General features: G+C 64.0%; 20 protein-coding genes. 12 read left to right on the forward strand and 8 right to left on the reverse strand.

What is annotated here, in order from left to right; all coding sequences use genetic code 11:
* Positions 1-63: 63 nt before the first annotated feature.
* From PVA39_RS10475 to PVA39_RS10485, 3 genes are all read left to right on the forward strand, one after another.
* Positions 64-570 carry a sigma-70 family RNA polymerase sigma factor gene (locus tag PVA39_RS10475; RefSeq protein ID WP_274124009.1) on the forward strand — a complete coding sequence of 169 codons (507 nt, stop codon included), beginning with the start codon at positions 64-66 and terminating at the stop codon, positions 568-570.
* A 3-nt stretch (positions 571-573) separates the two neighbouring features.
* Entirely contained in the window at positions 574-1,521 is a 948-nt protein-coding gene (locus PVA39_RS10480; protein ID WP_274124010.1) for a FecR domain-containing protein, read from the forward strand.
* 115 nt (positions 1,522-1,636) lie between these two features.
* Positions 1,637-4,099 carry a TonB-dependent siderophore receptor gene (locus tag PVA39_RS10485; RefSeq protein ID WP_274124011.1) on the forward strand — a complete coding sequence of 821 codons (2,463 nt, stop codon included), beginning with the start codon at positions 1,637-1,639 and terminating at the stop codon, positions 4,097-4,099.
* A 159-nt stretch (positions 4,100-4,258) separates the two neighbouring features.
* Here PVA39_RS10485 and PVA39_RS10490 read toward each other — a convergent pair whose 3' ends face one another.
* Positions 4,259-5,086, reverse strand: a complete 828-nt coding sequence (locus PVA39_RS10490) for an AraC family transcriptional regulator (RefSeq protein ID WP_337993285.1) — start codon at positions 5,084-5,086, stop codon at positions 4,259-4,261.
* 276 nt (positions 5,087-5,362) lie between these two features.
* Here PVA39_RS10490 and PVA39_RS10495 point away from each other — a divergent pair, with 276 nt between their 5' ends.
* Complete coding sequence (locus PVA39_RS10495; RefSeq protein WP_274124013.1) at positions 5,363-6,100, forward strand: SDR family oxidoreductase; 738 nt, start codon at positions 5,363-5,365, stop codon at positions 6,098-6,100.
* Positions 6,101-6,160: 60 nt separating this feature from the next.
* Positions 6,161-6,436 (forward strand): putative quinol monooxygenase, encoded by a 276-nt coding sequence (locus PVA39_RS10500; protein ID WP_093501643.1) that lies wholly within the window; start codon positions 6,161-6,163, stop codon positions 6,434-6,436.
* A 59-nt stretch (positions 6,437-6,495) separates the two neighbouring features.
* Here the strand turns inward: PVA39_RS10500 and PVA39_RS10505 are convergent, their stop codons facing one another.
* Together PVA39_RS10505 and PVA39_RS10510 are read right to left on the reverse strand one after the other, a co-directional pair.
* Positions 6,496-6,924, reverse strand: a complete 429-nt coding sequence (locus PVA39_RS10505; RefSeq protein WP_013791921.1) for an organic hydroperoxide resistance protein — start codon at positions 6,922-6,924, stop codon at positions 6,496-6,498.
* Between the two features lie 189 nt (positions 6,925-7,113).
* A complete protein-coding gene (locus tag PVA39_RS10510; protein WP_274124014.1) occupies positions 7,114-7,563 on the reverse strand; it encodes a MarR family winged helix-turn-helix transcriptional regulator in 450 nt (149 codons plus the stop codon).
* Positions 7,564-7,753: 190 nt separating this feature from the next.
* Here PVA39_RS10510 and PVA39_RS10515 point away from each other — a divergent pair, with 190 nt between their 5' ends.
* Complete coding sequence (locus PVA39_RS10515; protein ID WP_274124015.1) at positions 7,754-8,146, forward strand: hypothetical protein; 393 nt, start codon at positions 7,754-7,756, stop codon at positions 8,144-8,146.
* Positions 8,147-8,150: 4 nt separating this feature from the next.
* On the opposite strand, the gene PVA39_RS10520 is transcribed toward PVA39_RS10515, so the two are convergent.
* Together PVA39_RS10520 and PVA39_RS10525 are read right to left on the reverse strand one after the other, a co-directional pair.
* Entirely contained in the window at positions 8,151-8,411 is a 261-nt protein-coding gene (locus PVA39_RS10520) for a YgaP family membrane protein (protein ID WP_274124016.1), read from the reverse strand.
* A gap of 12 nt (positions 8,412-8,423) precedes the next feature.
* The gene (locus PVA39_RS10525; RefSeq protein WP_274124017.1) at positions 8,424-8,801 is read right to left on the reverse strand and encodes a termination factor Rho; all 378 of its coding nucleotides are present in this window, start codon (positions 8,799-8,801) and stop codon (positions 8,424-8,426) included.
* A 206-nt stretch (positions 8,802-9,007) separates the two neighbouring features.
* On the opposite strand from PVA39_RS10525, the gene PVA39_RS10530 reads away from it, so the two are divergent.
* The 3 genes from PVA39_RS10530 (at position 9,008) to katE (ending at position 14,268) form a co-directional block, all read left to right on the forward strand.
* Entirely contained in the window at positions 9,008-9,406 is a 399-nt protein-coding gene (locus tag PVA39_RS10530; RefSeq protein WP_167363100.1) for a DUF2513 domain-containing protein, read from the forward strand.
* A gap of 18 nt (positions 9,407-9,424) precedes the next feature.
* Complete coding sequence (locus PVA39_RS10535) at positions 9,425-11,881, forward strand: glycogen/starch/alpha-glucan phosphorylase (protein WP_093501631.1); 2,457 nt, start codon at positions 9,425-9,427, stop codon at positions 11,879-11,881.
* Positions 11,882-12,129: 248 nt separating this feature from the next.
* Entirely contained in the window at positions 12,130-14,268 is a 2,139-nt protein-coding gene (gene katE, locus PVA39_RS10540) for a catalase HPII (RefSeq protein WP_274124018.1), read from the forward strand.
* A gap of 249 nt (positions 14,269-14,517) precedes the next feature.
* On the opposite strand, the gene PVA39_RS10545 is transcribed toward katE, so the two are convergent.
* Genes PVA39_RS10545 through PVA39_RS10555 form a run of 3 tightly spaced genes read right to left on the reverse strand, consistent with a single transcriptional unit; the run spans position 14,518 to position 15,568 of the window.
* Complete coding sequence (locus PVA39_RS10545; RefSeq protein ID WP_274124019.1) at positions 14,518-14,766, reverse strand: hypothetical protein; 249 nt, start codon at positions 14,764-14,766, stop codon at positions 14,518-14,520.
* Entirely contained in the window at positions 14,763-15,341 is a 579-nt protein-coding gene (locus PVA39_RS10550; RefSeq protein ID WP_274124020.1) for an NAD(P)H-binding protein, read from the reverse strand. Before PVA39_RS10550 ends, PVA39_RS10545 begins: the two co-directional genes overlap by 4 nt.
* Positions 15,342-15,349: 8 nt before the next feature.
* Positions 15,350-15,568 carry a hypothetical protein gene (locus PVA39_RS10555; RefSeq protein ID WP_093501623.1) on the reverse strand — a complete coding sequence of 73 codons (219 nt, stop codon included), beginning with the start codon at positions 15,566-15,568 and terminating at the stop codon, positions 15,350-15,352.
* A gap of 211 nt (positions 15,569-15,779) precedes the next feature.
* On the opposite strand from PVA39_RS10555, the gene PVA39_RS10560 reads away from it, so the two are divergent.
* The 3 genes from PVA39_RS10560 (at position 15,780) to ku (ending at position 17,519) form a co-directional block, all read left to right on the forward strand.
* Entirely contained in the window at positions 15,780-16,271 is a 492-nt protein-coding gene (locus PVA39_RS10560; RefSeq protein ID WP_274124021.1) for an MgtC/SapB family protein, read from the forward strand.
* A gap of 61 nt (positions 16,272-16,332) precedes the next feature.
* A complete protein-coding gene (locus PVA39_RS10565; protein ID WP_013791909.1) occupies positions 16,333-16,575 on the forward strand; it encodes a hypothetical protein in 243 nt (80 codons plus the stop codon).
* Positions 16,576-16,694: 119 nt separating this feature from the next.
* A complete protein-coding gene (ku, locus tag PVA39_RS10570) occupies positions 16,695-17,519 on the forward strand; it encodes a non-homologous end joining protein Ku (protein ID WP_274124022.1) in 825 nt (274 codons plus the stop codon).
* Positions 17,520-17,528: the final 9 nt, after the last annotated feature.

Consider the following 17,528-nt stretch of genomic DNA (forward strand, 5'->3'; position numbering starts at 1 on the left):
GTAATTTGTTTCTGAGAAGCATTACCATTCTTGCGTTATCTTCGCACGGTGATGGTGTGCTCGATGTCGTTCGCTTCCCCCCAGCAGTCCTTGCAGCAGCTGTATCTCGAGCACAGCGGCTGGCTGAACGGCTGGCTGCGCAAGCGCATGGGCTGCGCGGAAAACGCCGCGGATCTGGCCCAGGACACCTTCGTGCGCCTGCTCGCCAAGCACCGCGAGGTGCCCTCGCTGCGTGAGCCGCGGGCTTATCTGTCGACCATCGCCCATTCGCTGCTGGTCAACCACTGGCGTCGCCAGGCGATCGAGCGCGCCTACCTCGAAGCTCTGGCGATGCAGCCGGAACCGCACGCACCGTCGCCGGAAACCACCGAGCTGATCATCGAAACCCTGTTGGCCATCGATGCCATGTTGCTGCGCCTGCCTGCCAAGGTGCGCGAGGCGTTCCTGCTTTCCCAGCTCGACGGGCTGACCTACGCCGCCATCGCCACGCGCCTGCAGGTGTCCGAGCGCATGGTCAAGAAGTACATGGCCCAGGCCATGCTGCAGTGCCTGCTGTTGGCCGAGGGTTGAGCCGTGGCGCCTGATCACGCTGCCTTGCAGCAGGCTGCCGAGTGGTTCGCGGTGCTGGCCGATCCGCCAGTCAGCGCCCAGCAGCAGCGTGCCTGGCAGCAATGGCTGGCGGCTCGGCCCGAACATGCGGCGGCTTGGCAGCGGGTCGAAGCGATCAGCAGCCAGTTCGCCAGGCTGCCTGCCGACACCCGCCGGCGCGCCGCGGCTCAAGCCTTGCGCAGCCCCGCACGCAGCCGGCGGCAAGTACTCGGGCTGTTCGCCGTGCTGGGCGGCGCAGGGTGGTTGGCGGCTGCCGGGCAGGGCCGGCCCTGGCGCACCTGGCTGGCCAGCGAGCGTACCGGCACCGGGGAAATCCGGGATCTGCGCTTGGCCGATGGCAGCCACCTCTGGCTGGGTAGTCGCACCGCCGTGGACATCGATTACAGCGCCTCGACCCGCTTGTTGCGACTGCTGCAGGGCGAGGTGCTGCTCGACACCGCTAAGGACCCGCGCCCGCTGCTGCTCGATACCCGGCACGGGCGGCTGCAGGCTCTCGGCACCCGGTTCAGCGTGCGCGAAGGCGAGGGTTTCACCCAGCTCAGCGTGTTCGCCGGGGCCGTGCGTATCGACCCGTCGCCCGCACGCGCCGCCCAGGTGTTGCAGGCCGGCCAGCAGGTGCGCTTCAGCGCCAGCGACATTTCTGCCAGCGAGCCCGCGGACCCGGCGCGCCAGGCCTGGAGCCGCGGCGTGTTGCTGGCCAATGACCGGCGCCTGGACGATTTCATTGCCGAACTGGCCGACTACGTGCCCGGTTACCTGGGCTGCGACCCGCGGGTGGCCGATCTGCGCCTGGTCGGCGCCTATCCGCTGGGCGACACCGGGCGCATTCTCGACGCCCTGGCCGGCAGCCTGCCGATCCGCGTCAATCGGCGGTTGCCCTGGTGGGTGACGGTAGAGCCGCTGAACGGCTGATGGCCTGCCGGTGAAATTATTTTTGCGAATGCGGTTCCCCTTTTTCGATCTCGCCTGGCCTCAGTACATCCGGCCCTTGCGCACCCTGCGCGGGCGATGTCTCGAGGACTGCTGCATGTCGTCACCGCTCTGCTTTTCGCCCCTTGCTCTGCGCCGTTCGATCCGCCTGGCTACCTTGGCCCTGGCGGCCTGTTCGCCGCTGTTCGTGCAGGCCCAGGCCATCGATGCCGGCAGCCATCAGCAGGTGACGCGCAGCTACCAGATTCCGGCTGGGCCGCTGTCGGCGGCGCTGAGCCGTTTCGCGGCGGAGGCGGGCGTGCTGCTGTCGGTCGATGCGCGGCTGACTGCCGGCAAGCAGAGCCTGGGCCTGCAGGGCGAGGCAGGTGTCGACGAGGGCTTCGCGCGGCTGCTGCAGGGCAGCGGCCTGCAGGTCGTCGCCGATGGTAGCGGCGGCTACTCCCTGGAAGCCGCGGCGCCAACCGGCAGCGCTTCGCTGGAGCTGGAGAGCACCGATGTGCGCGCCTTCGCGCTGGGTAATGCGCTGGGCAGCATGGACGGCTACAACGCCACCCACAGCAGCGTGTCGACCAAGACCAGCAAGGCGCTGGCACAAACCGCGCAGAGTGTATCGGTGGTCACCCGCGAGCAGATCGAGCGCCAGGGCGCGCTCACTGCCGCCGATGCCATGCGCTACAGCCCGGGCGTGCTGACCAATCCCTATGGCAACACCCACCGTTACGATTACCTGGCGATTCGCGGCATCAACGACGGCTCGGTGGACAACATCACCATCGATGGCCTCAAGTCCATGGGGGATCCGGGTTCCTACAGCAGCCTGCAGATCGACCCGTACTTCATCGAGCGCATCGACATTCTCAAGGGGCCGTCTTCGGTGCTCTACGGGCGCAGCAACCCGGGCGGCCTGGCGGCCATCAGCACCAAGCGACCGGAGTTCACCCAGTCCGGCCGGGTGGACCTGTCCTATGGCAACAACGCCCGCAAGTCCCTGGGCTTCGACGTCACCGGGCCCTTGAACGAGAGCGTCGCCTACCGGGTGGTCGGCCTGGCCAAGGACGCCGATGCCCAGGCCGATCACGTCACCGAGACGCGCTATGCGCTGATGCCCAGCCTGGCGCTGAACCTCAGTGACGACACCTTCATGACGCTCTACGCCTACCTGCAGGACGACCCCAACGGCGGCTATCACGGCAGTCTGCCGGCCTCCGGTACCGTGCACAAACGTGGTGGGCGGCGTATCTCGAGCAGCTTCTTCGAGGGCGACCCGGCGCTCGACGAGTTCACCCGCACCCAGCAGATGCTCGGTTATGAACTCGAGCATCGCTTCAACGACACCTGGAGCGCGCGGCAGAACTTCCGCTATCTGGATGCCCGGGTGTCGAACAGTCAGGTCTGGGGTTCCGGTTACGTCAGTGGCAACCAGCTGCGCCGCGGCTACAGTGGCGGCCAGGAGCAGCTGCACGCCTGGATCGTCGACAACATGCTGCAGGCCGATTTCGCCACCGGCGCAGCCCAGCACACCCTGGTGCTGGGCCTGGATTATCAGTACTCGAAGAACAAGATCGCCGCCCAGAGCGATACCGCAGGCGCACCCATCGACGTGTTCGACCCGGTACAGGATTACGGTGACCTGACTGCCCTGCGTTCGATCAACGATGCCCTGCGGCGGCAGAAACAGACCGGCCTGTACCTGCAGGACCTGGTCGAGATCGACAACTGGAACCTGTCCTTCGGCTTGCGCCAGGATTGGTATGACGTATCCATCGATGACGAGATCAGCGGCAAGGACGATAACCAGGGGGAGAAGCTCAGCGGCCACGTCGGCGTGCTCTACGCATTCGATAACGGCCTCTCGCCCTATGTCAGTTATTCGACCTCGTTCAACCCGACCTCCAATTACTCCAGCGGTGCGCAGATCCTCGACCCGACCACCGGCGAGCAGTGGGAAGCCGGCCTCAAGTTTCAGCCGCCGGGGACGGACGATCTGTACACCCTGTCGTTCTTCAACCTGGAAATGGAGAACCTGTACGCCAAGGAAAACAGCCTGGTCACCGACAGCTTCTACAAGGGCGTGGGCGGCATCCGGTCACGTGGCGTCGAGCTGGAGGCGCGCTTCAAGCCGGTCGACAACCTGCAACTGATCGCCAGCTACACCTACGCGGACGTTTCCTACAGCAAATCCTACTTCGTCAACGATGGTGCCGCCGTGGTGGACGCCAAGGGCAATACGCCGCCGCAGACGCCCGAGCGCATGGCCAGCCTGTGGGCCGACTACCGCTTCAGCGATGGCGCATTGGCCGGGCTGACCGTCGGTGCCGGTGCGCGCTATGTCGGCCACAGCGAGGGCAGCGAGCTGAACGATTTCAACGTGCCGTCCTACACGCTGTTCGATGCGTCGGTGGGTTATGACCTGAGCCAGGTTGGCTTGAAGGGAACGTCGCTGCAGCTCACTGCCAACAACCTCACCGACGAGTACTACGTGGCGTCCTGCTACTCGGCTGTAGCGTGCTATCTGGGCGAGGAACGTACAGTGACGGCGACCGTCACTCAGCGTTTCTGAGAGACGGCTTCGTCGCTGCGTTCGGATTCATCGACGGGGGCTGCAAAGCGGCGGTAGCAGCCGGTGAACGGAGTACTTGTAGGAGTGGCTTCAGCCCCGAGCTCTTTGTTTGCCTTGATAAAAAGCTCGGGGCTGAAGCGGATCGCCGCCCGGCCCCTCCTACGGGTTACGCGAACGGCTGCTTCCCGAGGCCGCTTCCAGGCCTTCGCTGAACATCAGCCGGCGTGCCTCCTGCAGGCGCAGCTGCTTCTGGTACTGCAACGGGCTCAGGGCGGTGACGGCCTTGAAGCGGTGGTGCAGGGTGGAGGCGCTGAGGTTGACCTCGCGGGCCAGTTCTTCGATGCGCAGCGGCTTGTCGTAATGGCGGTTGATCCACTCGATGGCGCGAGCGATACGATGGCTCTGGCTGTCGGCCATGACGATTTCGCGCAGGCGCTGGCCCTGGGGGCTGCGCAGCAGTCGATAGAAAATCTCGCGCAGCGCCAGCGGCGCCAGCATGCCAGCGTCGCGGGGCGTGTCGAGCAGACGCAGGAGGCGAATCACCGCATCGAGCATCGACGCGTCCAGCCGATCGACGAACAGCGCGCGGCTCGGGCCGGGCGCCGGCAGGCCGATCGGCCCGGCGGCGGAGAGCAGCTCGCTGATCACCGCCGGGTCGATGTCCAGGCGCACGCTCAGGTAGGGCTGCTCGGGGGTCGCTTCGATCACCTGGCCGGTGACCGGCAGGGTGACCGAGGCCACCAGGTAATTGAGTGGGTCGTAGTAATACTGCTCGGCACCCAGGCGAATTTCCTTGCGGCCCTGGGCGATGATGCACAGGCACGGCCGGTACAGCGTCGGCATGGGCAGACTGGGCGCCGTGGTGTAGGCCAGCCCCAGGCCGTCGATGAGGGTATCGTGCATGCCCTCGGTCGGGGTGTTCTGCTGAATCAGGTGGGCCAGTTCGCGTTGGCGAAGGGCCAGGTCATCAGGCTGGTCTGTTTGCATCATGAACTCACTCGCGAATTTGTGCGAAGCCTATCCGGGAATTGCCCAGACGTCCTGCGCGGCCATCGATCTCCGGAGTATTGGGCAAGCGTCGCGCAGTATTAGGCAATCACCTGCTCTGCATGCCCCACAATGGGCCGCCTCTGGCAGATTCTTCATGCAGGTCCGCACGATCAGGCAAGAATGTTCCAGTATCCGGCTAACGTGAAAGGGGCCTCGGCTCCTACTCTGGATCCATCGCGGCACGGTTTGCCGCACTGACCAGAGGATCGCACCATGAACAATATCCAAGAAAAAGTCGTACTCATCACTGGCGCCAGCAGTGGCATTGGTGAAGGTTGTGCGCGCTTGCTGGCCGAGAGGGGCGCGCGGGTCGTGCTCGGCGCCCGCCGGGTCGAGCGCCTCGAGCAATTGGTGGAGGAGATTTGCGCTGCCGGCTGTCAGGCCATCGCCCGTCGTCTGGACGTAACCGATGCAGCCGACGTCCAGGCCTTCGTCGATGCCGCCATGGCCGAGTACGGCCGCGTCGACGTACTGCTCAACAATGCCGGGGTGATGCCGCTGTCGATGATCGAGGCGCTCAAGCTGGACGAGTGGAACCGCATGATCGACGTCAACATCCGCGGCGTGCTGCACGGCATCGCTGCAGCCTTGCCGGTCATGCAGGCCCAGCGTAGCGGGCAGATCATCAACGTGGCGTCGATCGGCGCCTACCGGGTCTCGCCGACCGCGGCGGTGTACTGCGCCACCAAGTACGCGGTGCGGGCAATCAGCGACGGCCTGCGTCAGGAGGTCGGTGGCGACATCCGCGTCACCCTGGTGTCGCCCGGCGTGGTGGAATCGGAACTGGCCGACAGCATCTCCGATGAAGGCGCCCGCGACGCCATGCGCGAATTTCGCAAGGTGGCCATCAGCCCGTCGGCCATCGCCAGGGCCGTGGCCTATGCCATCGAGCAACCGGCGGACGTCGACGTCAGCGAACTGGTGGTGCGCCCGACGGCAAGCATCCACTGACAGGGCAGATGCCACGGCGGATCCGCCGTGGCATCGCCAACTGGATCTAGGGAGAAAAACATGACCCTGCAAACCCACATCACCGTGCTCGAAGCCGCTCCTGGTCGTTGTGAGGAACTGGGTGGCTACCTGCGTGATCTGCTGGAGCCGACACGCCGTCTGGACGGTTGCCTGGCGTTTGAACTACAACGTGATCGCCAGCGCTGGCAATTGCACAGCCGCTGGCGCAGCAGTACCGACCTCGAGCGCTACTTCGCCCAGCCGCTGCTGCAGGAAGTAATCAACAGCGCATGGAAGAGCGGGGCGATCCAGCACCTGAAAAGCCGCGCCGCCTGAGGCCAGAAACGCGAACGCCCCGGTCCATGCCGGGGCGTTCGCGTCGGTGCGGCGGGCGCTTATTCGACCAGCGTCAGGGTCACGTCGATGTTGCCGCGGGTAGCGTTGGAGTACGGGCAGACGATGTGCGCCTTGTCGATCAGCGCCTTGGCCTCTTCACGATCCAGGCCCGGCAGGGTGATCTTCAATTCCACTTCGATGGCGAAGCCGGTGGGCACCGCGCCGATGCCGACGATGCCTTCGATCCAGCTGTCCGGCGAAACCTTGTGCTTGTCACGAGCCGCGACGAACTTGATCGCGCCCAAGAAGCAGGCCGAGTAGCCGGCAGCGAACAGCTGCTCGGGGTTGGTGCCCTGGCCGCCAGCGCCGCCCAGCTCCTTCGGTGTGGTCAGCGCGACGTCGAGCACGCCGTCGGAGGAAATGGCACGGCCTTCACGGCCACCTGTGGCTTCAGCGTAGGCGCGGTAGGCAACGGTTTCGATAGACATGGTGAAATCCTCGTATTTAATTTGTGCGGTGTTTGTTGGTGCGCAATTTAACTGCTCGAGGCGAACTCTAGTCGTGATTTACTTTGCGCGCAAGGTATTTTCGAGAAATCGCTAGAGTGGCGAACCTGAATCGTCTCGACGATGCTCAGTGTAGACCCGCGCTACTACCTGTCTATTGCACCCCTGTGCTCAGAGGCTGTCCTGCAATTGCTTGCGCAGGGCGGTCAGTTCCGCGGTGAGGCTGGCCAAGCGCTCTGCGGTCTGGGCGCTGGCATCGAGGATGCAGCCGGGAATCTGCCGGGCCTCGGCGTGCAGGGCGCGGCCCTTGTCGGTGAGGTGCAGATGCACCACGCGCTCGTCGGCGCTGCTGCGCTTGCGGTCGATCAGACCCTCGGCTTCCAGGCGCTTGAGTAGAGGGGTCAGTGAGCCCGGGTCGGTGAGCAGGCGTGCGCTGATATCGCTCACGGTGATGCCGTCGCCTTCCCACAACACCAACATCGCCAGGTACTGCGGATAGGTCAGGCCGAGCTTCTTGAGCAGCGGCTTGTAGACCTTGGTCATCATCAGCGAGGTCGAATGCAGGGCGAAGCACACCTGGTTGTCGAGCAGCAGATCGGCGCAGGTGTCGTCGGTGGTCATGGAAGCTCCGGAATGAGGGCAGGCAAGGGCGCAATTTAGCGCGCCGGTCCGGTCGATGCCAGCCAAAGCCGCAGCGCATGGCGCCAGTGAGCGGTCTGCAACGGGCTCTGGTCATCTTGTCGGAGCTTATCTGGCATACAATGCCGCACCGCTCGTGCGGCATCGATCAGTCTGATCAGGGAGTCAATACATGAAGAGCGTGATGGCGAGTTTCGCCGTGCTGTTGCTATTGGCCGGCTGCAGTACGCCGGGCAAACCGCCGGCGTTGCAGGCGCCAGTGAGCGGCAAGATCAACCCGACCCGGGTGCAGGTGACGCCGAGTGATGCCGATATTGAAGCGGCCAAGGCCAGCCTGTTCACGGCTATCGATGCCGACGGCGTCGAATTCGACTCGCTGTTCGGAACGGCGGCCAATCCAGCCGGGGACGACCTGGCGGTGTGCGGCTTCGCCAGCCGCGACGATCAGGACGGTGCGCTGTACTTCGCCTATTACAACGGCGAACTGCTGCTGTGGGATGAAGCTGCACCCCACGGCACCAGCACCGAAAACCAGTTTCTGGCGATGATCTGCTCCTACCGCTAGTCGATTACTGGCCCAACAGGCGCTGCGGCGGCGGCAGGCGCTTGAGCGTAGTGGCCTTGCCACGCGCCGCCATGCGCCGTTTGGCCGGGCAGATACCGGTCACGCCGCGGAAGATTCCCAAGGCGCCGGCGGCGATATCGGTCAGCCCGAACAGGCCGCCGATGGCCAGGCCCTTGCGAATCAGCAGTGCGCCGCCAGCGATGGAAATCACCCGCTCCATGGGCGCCAGGTTGGTCGCGCTGCGTTTGTTGTCATGTGCAGGCATGGGGGGCTCCTATCAAGAGGCCTTCTTCAGGGCGCTGAGCAATTCGGCTTTGCGCATGGTCGAGCGACCGCTGATCTGTCGGGCGCGGGCCACATGCAGCAGTTCCTGCTTGTTCTGTTCGTCCAGGGGGCGGTTGGGATGCACCTCGCCGCGTCGGCTAGCGGCTGCTTGACGGGCGGAACCCTGGCGGGCGTTGGCCTTCTTCCCTGCGCTGGTCTGGCGCCCCGAGCCGCCTGCGCGCTCGCCGCCGCCGGACTGCTTGTTGACGGTCGCCCAGGCCCGCGCGCGGGCTTCATCTTCGGGAATGCCGCGCTCCTCGTAACTGGATTCGATGGCCGCTGCCTTGCGCTTCTGGGCCGCGGTGTACTTGTCTTTGCTTCCACGTGGCATCTCGGTCTCCTCCAAAGCGGGGTCGATACCTGTGTGGCAGGCCGGCATAGCGTCGGGTTCAGGGCGCTGGATGAGTGGTCGTCGGCATTTGGGCAGAGCAATGGAACTCTTCTCTGGGTACCGGACTCATTGCTAAGTGCTTTTGGGGCCGGGTGCGCTCTGGCATGCGCCCGCCAGCCGCTGAACCTTATTTGAGGAGATCCTTGATGAAACGTGATTGGGAACTGATCCGTGAACTGCTGCTGCAGATCGAAGCACTGGAAACCGGACACCACTTTTACCCGCAGCAAGTCGGCGAGCACACTGCCGAATCGGTCAGCTACCATATTCATCTGATGTGCCAGGCCAACCTGATCGAGTGCTCCCAGCACCATCCGTGGAACGGCGCGCCGGTCTCCATCGCCAACGGCCTGACCCTGACCGGCCATGATCTGCTCGACGGCATCCGCGAAGATTCGCTCTGGGAAGCCAAGAAGGCCTTTCTGCAGGCCCGCGCCGGCGGCATCACCTATGAAGGTCTGAAGAACGCGCCGACCGCCGACTCCATGTTGTTCGCCGCCAGCCGCGGCGCCGAAGAGGGTCATAACGGCCACGTCTACAACTGATTCAGGGAGCGAACCCGCATGGCCGAGGAAACAGTGAAAGCAACAGACACCGTCGATACTTTCAAACAACTGATCCTGGCCAAGCTCAGGTATTCGGTGGGCAAGGATCCAGGTAACGCCTTCGCCCACGACTGGTTCGAAGCTGTCGCCCTGGCCGCTCGCGACCATCTGATCGATCACTGGGAAGATGCTTCCCTGCAGGTAGATCGTCAGGAGCAGAAGCGCGTCTACTACCTCTCGCTGGAGTTCCTGATCGGTCGCCTGTTGGTCGACAACCTCAGCAACCTCGGCCTGCTGGATACCGCCCGCGAAGCGCTGGCGCAGCTGGATGTGGACTTCGAGCAGATTCGTAACCTGGAGCCCGATGCCGCCCTCGGCAACGGTGGCCTGGGCCGCCTGGCCGCCTGCTTCATGGAAAGCATGGCGACCCTGAACATCGCCGCCCACGGTTATGGCATTCGCTATGAGCACGGCCTGTTCCGCCAGGTGGTGGTCGACGGTTGGCAGCAGGAGCACACCGAAACCTGGCTGGATTTCGGCAACCCCTGGGAGTTCGAGCGCCCGGAAGTCAGCTACAGCGTCGGCTTCGGCGGCAGCGTGGTGAACCTGGCCGACTCCGGCGATATCTCGCGCCACGAGTGGCATCCCAACGAGCAGGTGCGCGCCATTGCCTACGACACCCCGGTGGTCGGCTGGCGCCATTCCAGCGTCAACACCCTGCGCCTGTGGCGGGCCCGTGCCGAGGAAGATCTGCAACTGGAACGCTTCAACGCCGGCGATCACTTCGGCGCGGTGGCCGATGTGGTCAAGGCCGAGAGTATCTCCCGCGTGCTCTATCCGGCCGACAGCACCGAAGCCGGCCAGGAGTTGCGCCTGCGCCAGGAATTCTTCTTCGTGTCCGCCTCGCTGCAGGACCTGATCGCCCGGCACCTGGAGCTGAACCTCGACATTCATTCGCTGCCCGACCGCGTCGCCATCCAGCTCAACGATACTCACCCGGCTATCGCCGTGGCCGAGCTGATGCGCCTGCTGGTCGACGTGTACCGCCTGGAGTGGTTCGAGGCCTGGAAGCTGACTACCGCGACCCTGTCCTATACCAACCACACCCTGCTGCCTGAGGCGCTGGAGTCCTGGCCGGTATCGCTGATGGAGCGCCTTCTGCCGCGGCACATGCAGATCATCTACCTGATCAACGCGTACCACATCGATTCGCTGCGCGCGAAGGACATCCACGATTTCGACCTGCTGCGCTCCATCTCGCTGATCGACGAGGACCATGGTCGCCGCGTGCGCATGGGTAACCTGGCATTCCTGGGTTCGCATAGCATCAACGGCGTGTCGGCGCTGCACACCAACCTGATGCGCAAGAGCGTGTTCAGCGACTTCCATCGTCTGTACCCGGAGCGCATCAATAACAAGACCAACGGCGTGACCTTCCGCCGCTGGTTGTTCCAGGCCAACCCGCAGCTGACCGAGCTGCTGGTCGGCGCGCTGGGCGAGGGCGTGCTCGACACGCCGGAAACCACCCTGCGCTCGCTCGAACCGTTCGCTGCCAAATCGTCGTTCCGCAAGCAGTTCGCCGCTCAGCGCCAGCACGCCAAGAAGGCCCTGGCGGAACTGGTGCGCGAACGCATGGGCATCAGCCTGGACACCCAGGCGATCTTCGACGTGCAGGTCAAGCGCATCCACGAATACAAGCGCCAACTGCTCAACCTGCTGCACACCGTGGCGCTGTACCAGGCGATGCGCAACGACCCGGCCACCGACTGGGCGCCGCGGGTGAAGATCTTTGCCGGCAAGGCTGCAGCCAGCTACCACCAGGCCAAGCTGATCATCAAGCTGGCCAACGACATCAGCCGCACCGTCAACGCCGACCCGACCCTGCGCGGACTGCTCAAGGTGGTGTTCATCCCCAACTACAATGTCAGCTTGGCCGAGGTGATCATCCCGGCAGCGGATCTCTCTGAGCAGATTTCCACGGCCGGCCTGGAGGCCTCCGGTACCAGCAACATGAAGTTCGCCCTCAACGGCGCGCTGACCATCGGCACCCTGGATGGCGCTAACGTGGAGATGTCCGAGCAGATCGGCCGCGAGAACATGTTCATCTTCGGCATGACCGCCCAGCAGGTCGCCGCGCGTTCGCGGCGTGACCTGAACATGAGCGCCGAGGTGGCGGCTTCCGAGCGCCTGGCCGGTGCACTGGAGGCGATCCGCTCCGGGGTGTTCTCGCCGGACGATCCGGGCCGCTACACCGGGCTGATCGACGGCCTGCTGGCCCACGACCGCTTCCTGGTCTGCGCCGACTTCCAGGCCTACTGGGAAGCGCAGCGCAAGGTCGACATCCTCTGGCGCACCCCGGATCGCTGGTGGCAGGCGGCGGTCCTCAACACCGCACGCACCGGCTGGTTCTCCTCGGATCGCACCATCCGCGAATACGCCAAGGAAATCTGGAACGTGTCCGGCATCGACAGCTGATCGCTGCGCCATAACGACAAGCCCGGCATGCCTTGCGCATGCCGGGCTTTTTTCATGCCGAGGCCAGGCTTTAGTGCCGTCCGTCCTGTTGCAGGGCATCGCCTCGCCAAATAACCCGAACGTCCCCAGCCACATGGCCTCACATTCCTGAGGCGTCCATACGTCCATACCGTGCCTGCCTGAGCGCGGAGGACGCTGTTGCCCCCGATCGATTCGGCGGGCGATATCCATGTGAGGAGAGATGACTGATGAAGTCCAAAGACAAGGGCCGTACCAGCGAGTTGGCGGGAACCGACACCGTCGACCGCGGCAACAGCAACAAGAAGATCGAACAACTCGAACGTTTCCGTGAAGACGCCACCGGCCAGGCCCTGACCAACGACCACGGCACGCGCATCGCCGACAACCAGAACAGCCTGCGCGCCGGCGAGCGCGGCCCATCGCTGCTCGAAGACGTGTTCCTGCGCGAGAAGCTCACCCACTTCGATCACGAGCGTATCCCCGAGCGCGTGGTGCATGCCCGCGGCGCAGCAGCCCATGGCTATTTCCAGGTCTACGAAGACCTGAGCGAGCTGAGCAAGGCGGATTTCCTCACCGACCCGAGCAAGAAGACGCCGGTGTTTGTGCGCTTCTCCACCGTGCAGGGCCCGCGCGGCTCGGCCGACACCGTGCGCGACGTGCGCGGTTTCGCCACCAAGTTCTATACCGACGAAGGCAACTTCGACCTGATCGGCAACAACATGCCGGTGTTCTTCATCCAGGACGCCATCAAGTTTCCCGACTTCGTGCATGCGGTGAAGCCTGAGCCACACAATGAGATCCCCACCGGCGCATCCGCCCACGACACTTTCTGGGACTTCGTGTCGCTAACCCCTGAGTCGGCCCACATGGTGCTCTGGACCATGTCCGACCGCGCCATTCCGGTGGGCTTTCGCGGCATGCAGGGCTTTGGCGTGCACACCTATCGACTGGTCAACGCCGAAGGCCGCGCGCATTTCGTGAAATTCCACTGGCGCCCGGTGGCCGGCGTGTTCTCCCTGGTCTGGGACGAGGCGCAGAAGCTCGCCGGCAAGGATCCGGATTTCCATCGTCGTACCCTGTGGGACGACATCGAAAACGGCGACCCGCTGGAGTGGGAACTGGGCCTGCAGGTGATTCCCGAGGAGGACGAGCACAAGTTCGACTTCGACCTGCTCGATGCCACCAAGCTGGTGCCCGAAGAGCAGGTGCCGGTGCGCGTGGTCGGCAAAATGGTGCTGAACCGCAACCCGGACAACTTCTTCGCCGAGACCGAGCAGGTGGCTTTCCAGATGGCCAACATCGTGCCCGGTATCGACTTCACCAACGACCCGCTGCTGCAGGGCCGGCTGTTCTCCTACACCGACACCCAGCTGCTGCGCCTGGGTGGCCCCAACTTCAACGAGATTCCGATCAACCGTCCGGTCTGCCCGTTCCACAACAACAACCGCGACTCCTTCCATCGTCAGACCATCAACAAGGGTCGTGCTTCCTACGAGCCGAACTCCATCGATGGCGGTTGGCCGAAGGAAACCCCAGAGGCACCGAAGGGCGGCGGCTACGTCAGCTACCCCGAGGAAGTGTCCGGGCCGAAGATCCGCAAGCGCGCCGAGTCGTTCGGCGATCACTTCTCCCAGGCGCGGCTGTTCTTCAACAGCATGAGCGACGCCGAGAAAGCGCACATCGTCGCGGCCTACAGCTTCGAACTCGGCAAGGTCGAGCGCCTGTACATCCGTGAGCGCCAGGTGCACGAGATTCTCGCCAACATCGACCTGGACCTGGCCAAGCAGGTAGCAGCCAACGTCGGCGTCGACGCGCCGAGCGGGCCGACCGTGCAAGTGCCGGAAATCTCCCTCAAGGCGTCGCCGGCCCTCAGCCAGATGAACCTGCTGCCGGGCAACATCAAGTCGCGCAAGGTAGCGATCCTGATCGGCGACGGCGTCAAGCAGGCCGATGTCGATGCCCTCACCGCCGAACTGGACAAGGAGGGCGCACAGTTCAAGTTGCTGGCGCCGAGCGCCGCGCCGGTGAAGAGCGATGCCGGCAAGCAGCTGGTGCCCAACGACTCCATGCAGGGCCTGCCTTCAGTGGCCTTCGATGCGGTATGGGTGCCGGGTGGCGCGAGCTTCGCCAAGGCCCTGGAAGGCGACGGCGTGGCACTGCATTACCTGCTCGAAGCCTACAAGCACCTCAAGGCTATCGGCCTGTGCGGCGAATCGGCCGACCTGCTCAAGCTGCTGCGCCTCAAGGAAGACGAAGGGCTGCTCACCGGGAAGGCGGGTAGCGGGTTGGTTCAGCCGTTCACCGCGGCCATTGCCAAGCACCGCATATGGGCCCGCGAGCCGCTGACCAAGGCGATTCCAGCCTGACGTGAAAAAGCCCCTGTACCGCGAGGTGCAGGGGCTTTCAGCTGGGTATTAGAAGCTTTTCACAATCGTCCGGCCCGACTCCAGCGCTTTGCCTGCAAAGTGGCATGAGCGGGCGTCCACCTATCCTGTGGGAACGGGCCATGCCCGTGATTTTTCGCGAGCATGGCCCGCTCCCACAATGGATCAGTGATGTCCGCTTCTGCGTTATAGCTGCCTCTTCAGCATTGCCTGAAAATCGTCAACTGATTCTTAGCTAATCAGCACGTGCGCATGCTGCTGATAGGTACGCTGGGCACGGGCGCGCAGTTTGGCGCGGCGCGGTGCATGCTGGCGACGCCATACCGGATCGCTGGGTGAGGCGGGCAGGGCGGGGAATTCTTCGGCCAGCTGGGCTTCGAGCTGATGACGTTTGAGCAGGCGCAACATGCCCCACAGCATGGCCGCCGATACCAGTAACCAACCGGAAATCATCAACAGAATATAGCTTTCAGGACTCATCGGGCCTCCTCGGCCTGCGGGCGAGAGTCGACGTGCAAACGCTGTTTGACGCTCGTCCCCTGCAGGTATTGGTCTATCACGCTGCAGGCATAGTGTTGCAGCGTCATGAATGCATTTGGCTCTTTAACGGGCGCATCGACGAGCGTCCACGCCAGTGGCGATTTGTGCAGGCTGTGTTGCAGGTGTTCGAGTTTCTCGGTCGGTAGGCCGTCATCGTGATCCAGCCAGGCATGCTCGCCGATCAGCATCAGGCGTTCGACTCGCGCCGTCGGCAGCCCTTCGAGCAAGGCGATGATGGCGTCGTAGGTGCGTTCGAACCCTCCGATAGGCAGCGAACGGCTGTTCAGCACCATGATCACCGCATCCGTGCCGGCCACGCTTCGCGCCACGCTGTCAGCGTCAAACGGCGTGCCGCTTTTGGCCGCCAGACCTGGGCGTGCAGCGATATCGGTCGGGTCATCGACGATCACCACGACCTGCAGACCGCGCTCCAGCGCCACGTCCTGCAACGCGTCGGTGACGCGATCCGGTGCGCCGTAGAGGGCGATTTTCTCGATGGGGCCGAGGTTGCTCATGATCGTGCTCAAGTCTGTCGCTGCTGGCCGGGTTCCTGGTCGGCCGCATCACCCATCGGCTTCACTTCGATATCGGTGATCTCGCTGGGCAGCTCGCTGCTGTGCAGCGATTCGATGTGGTAGCGGGCCTGTTCGGGCGTGAGCACCGAGGCCGCGGCCTGTACCTCCGTGGATTTCTTCTGTTTGCCAAGTCGGTAGCTGACGAGAAAGTAATGATTTCTGGACATCCGAACCTCCTTTCGTCGTGCGCCTCGGACGCGAGGCGGCGTGCTCGCCTGTCAGGACAATAGAGAGACCGGCGTTGCATGGCGTTCAGGTTTTTCGCCCAGCGGTAAGCTGGCAAAAAAGGCAAACCTCTGGTCGAGGCACGGGTCGATTGCACAGGCGCGGGCGAGCGCAGCGCTGGACTTCCTGAGCGAGCAGGCTGGAGCAACAGACTTGAGTTTCTGGGACGCGGTACTGGCCACGCTGGCCAGCGAATTTTCCGATCTGAGTACCCCCGAGCAGTTCACCCAGGTCACCCTGCGGCTGCTGCTGGCGGCGCTGCTAGGCGGCTTGCTGGGCTTCGAGCGAGAAACCAGCGGCAAGGCGGCCGGCGTGCGCACCCATATGCTGGTGGCCATCGGCTCGGCGATGTTCGTGCTGGTGCCGGCGCAGATGGGCGCCGAGCACGACGCCATGAGCCGGGTCATCCAGGGCCTGGTCGCCGGTATCGGCTTTCTGTGTGCCGGCACCATCATCAAGGGCGACTCGATGACCGAGGTGAAGGGCTTGACCACCGCCGCTGGCATCTGGCTCACCGCCGCCATCGGCATCACAGTGGGCATGGGGCGCGAGGCCACGGCGGTGCTGGCCACGCTGATGGCGCTGTTCATCTTCAACACCGTGCCGCACCTTATCGCCTGGCTGGAGAAGCGTGCGCGTAGATGACGGGAACGTCTGCGAGCTGGCAGCGCTCTTATGGAGTACCTCGTGAAAATGGGAGCCTGGTATGTTCCGTAATTTCAAGGGATGCATTGCCTGGACGGACGCCATGAAGGACGGTCAACACTACGTTGGCCTGATCGAGTACCAACCCAAATGCGCCGGCGCTGCCGTGCAGTTGCTTTGGGTGCCAGCCCTGGGCTCGGTGTGCGAGAGCGAGGCGGAAACCGCCGCCGACAACATGCTGCGCCAGATCCGCGACATCACTATCGACGGCGACGTGATCTACCGCGACGGCGTTGCGCTATAGCCCCATTCCCTCCCGGCGCGAGCCCGCGCCGTTGCCGCCGGGCCCTCCGGCGGATCACTGAAACTTTTGTTTTTACCGGCCAGTCACCCGTAAAGGCCAACATTACGGGAGATCGCCACATGGCGCGTGCAATCTGGAAAGGGGCGATCAGTTTCGGGCTGGTTCACATTCCCGTGTCGCTGGTTTCGGCCACCGAATCCAAGGGCATCGACTTCGACTGGCTGGATGCGCGCAGCATGGAGCCGGTCGGCTACAAGCGGGTCAACAAGGCCACCGGCAAGGAAGTCGACAAGGAGCACATCGCCAAGGGCGTGCAGGTGGAGAAGGGCCGCTACGTGATCATCAGCGAAGACGAGATTCGAGCTGCTCACCCCGAGTCCACCCAGACCATCGACATCTTCGGTTTTCTCGATGCCGAGAACATTCCCCTGCAGAACATCGAGCGCCCCTATTACCTGGCGCCGGACAAGCGCGGCGAAAAGGTCTATGCGCTCCTGCAGCAGACCCTCAAGAGCTCCGGCAAGGTGGCGCTCGCCAACGTGGTATTGCACGTCAAGCAGCACCTGGCGGCAGTGATGGTCGACGGCGATGCGCTGCTGCTGGTGATGCTGCGCTGGCCCGATGAAGTGCGTGGCCTGGATACCCTGGAGCTGAGTGCGGCGGTGACCGGCGCCAAGCTCAGCAAGGGCGAGCGCGATATGGCCAAGCGCCTGGTGCGTGACATGAGCGTCGAGTGGTCGCCCGACGAGTATCAGGACACCTTCCGCGACAAGATCATGAAACTGGTCGAGAAGAAGGCCAAAGCCGGCAAGATCGAAGACGTGGAAAGTGGCGAGCGCAAGCCGCCGAGCAAGAGCGCCGACGTCATCGACCTTACCGATCTGCTCAAGCGCAGCCTCGAGGGCAATTCCAGCAAACCGGCGCGCAAACGCTCGTCCAAGTGAGGTGAGCGG

Source organism: Pseudomonas sp. CNPSo 3701, assembly GCF_028674975.1.
Taxonomy (GTDB): Bacteria; Pseudomonadota; Gammaproteobacteria; order Pseudomonadales; family Pseudomonadaceae; genus Aquipseudomonas; species Aquipseudomonas straminea.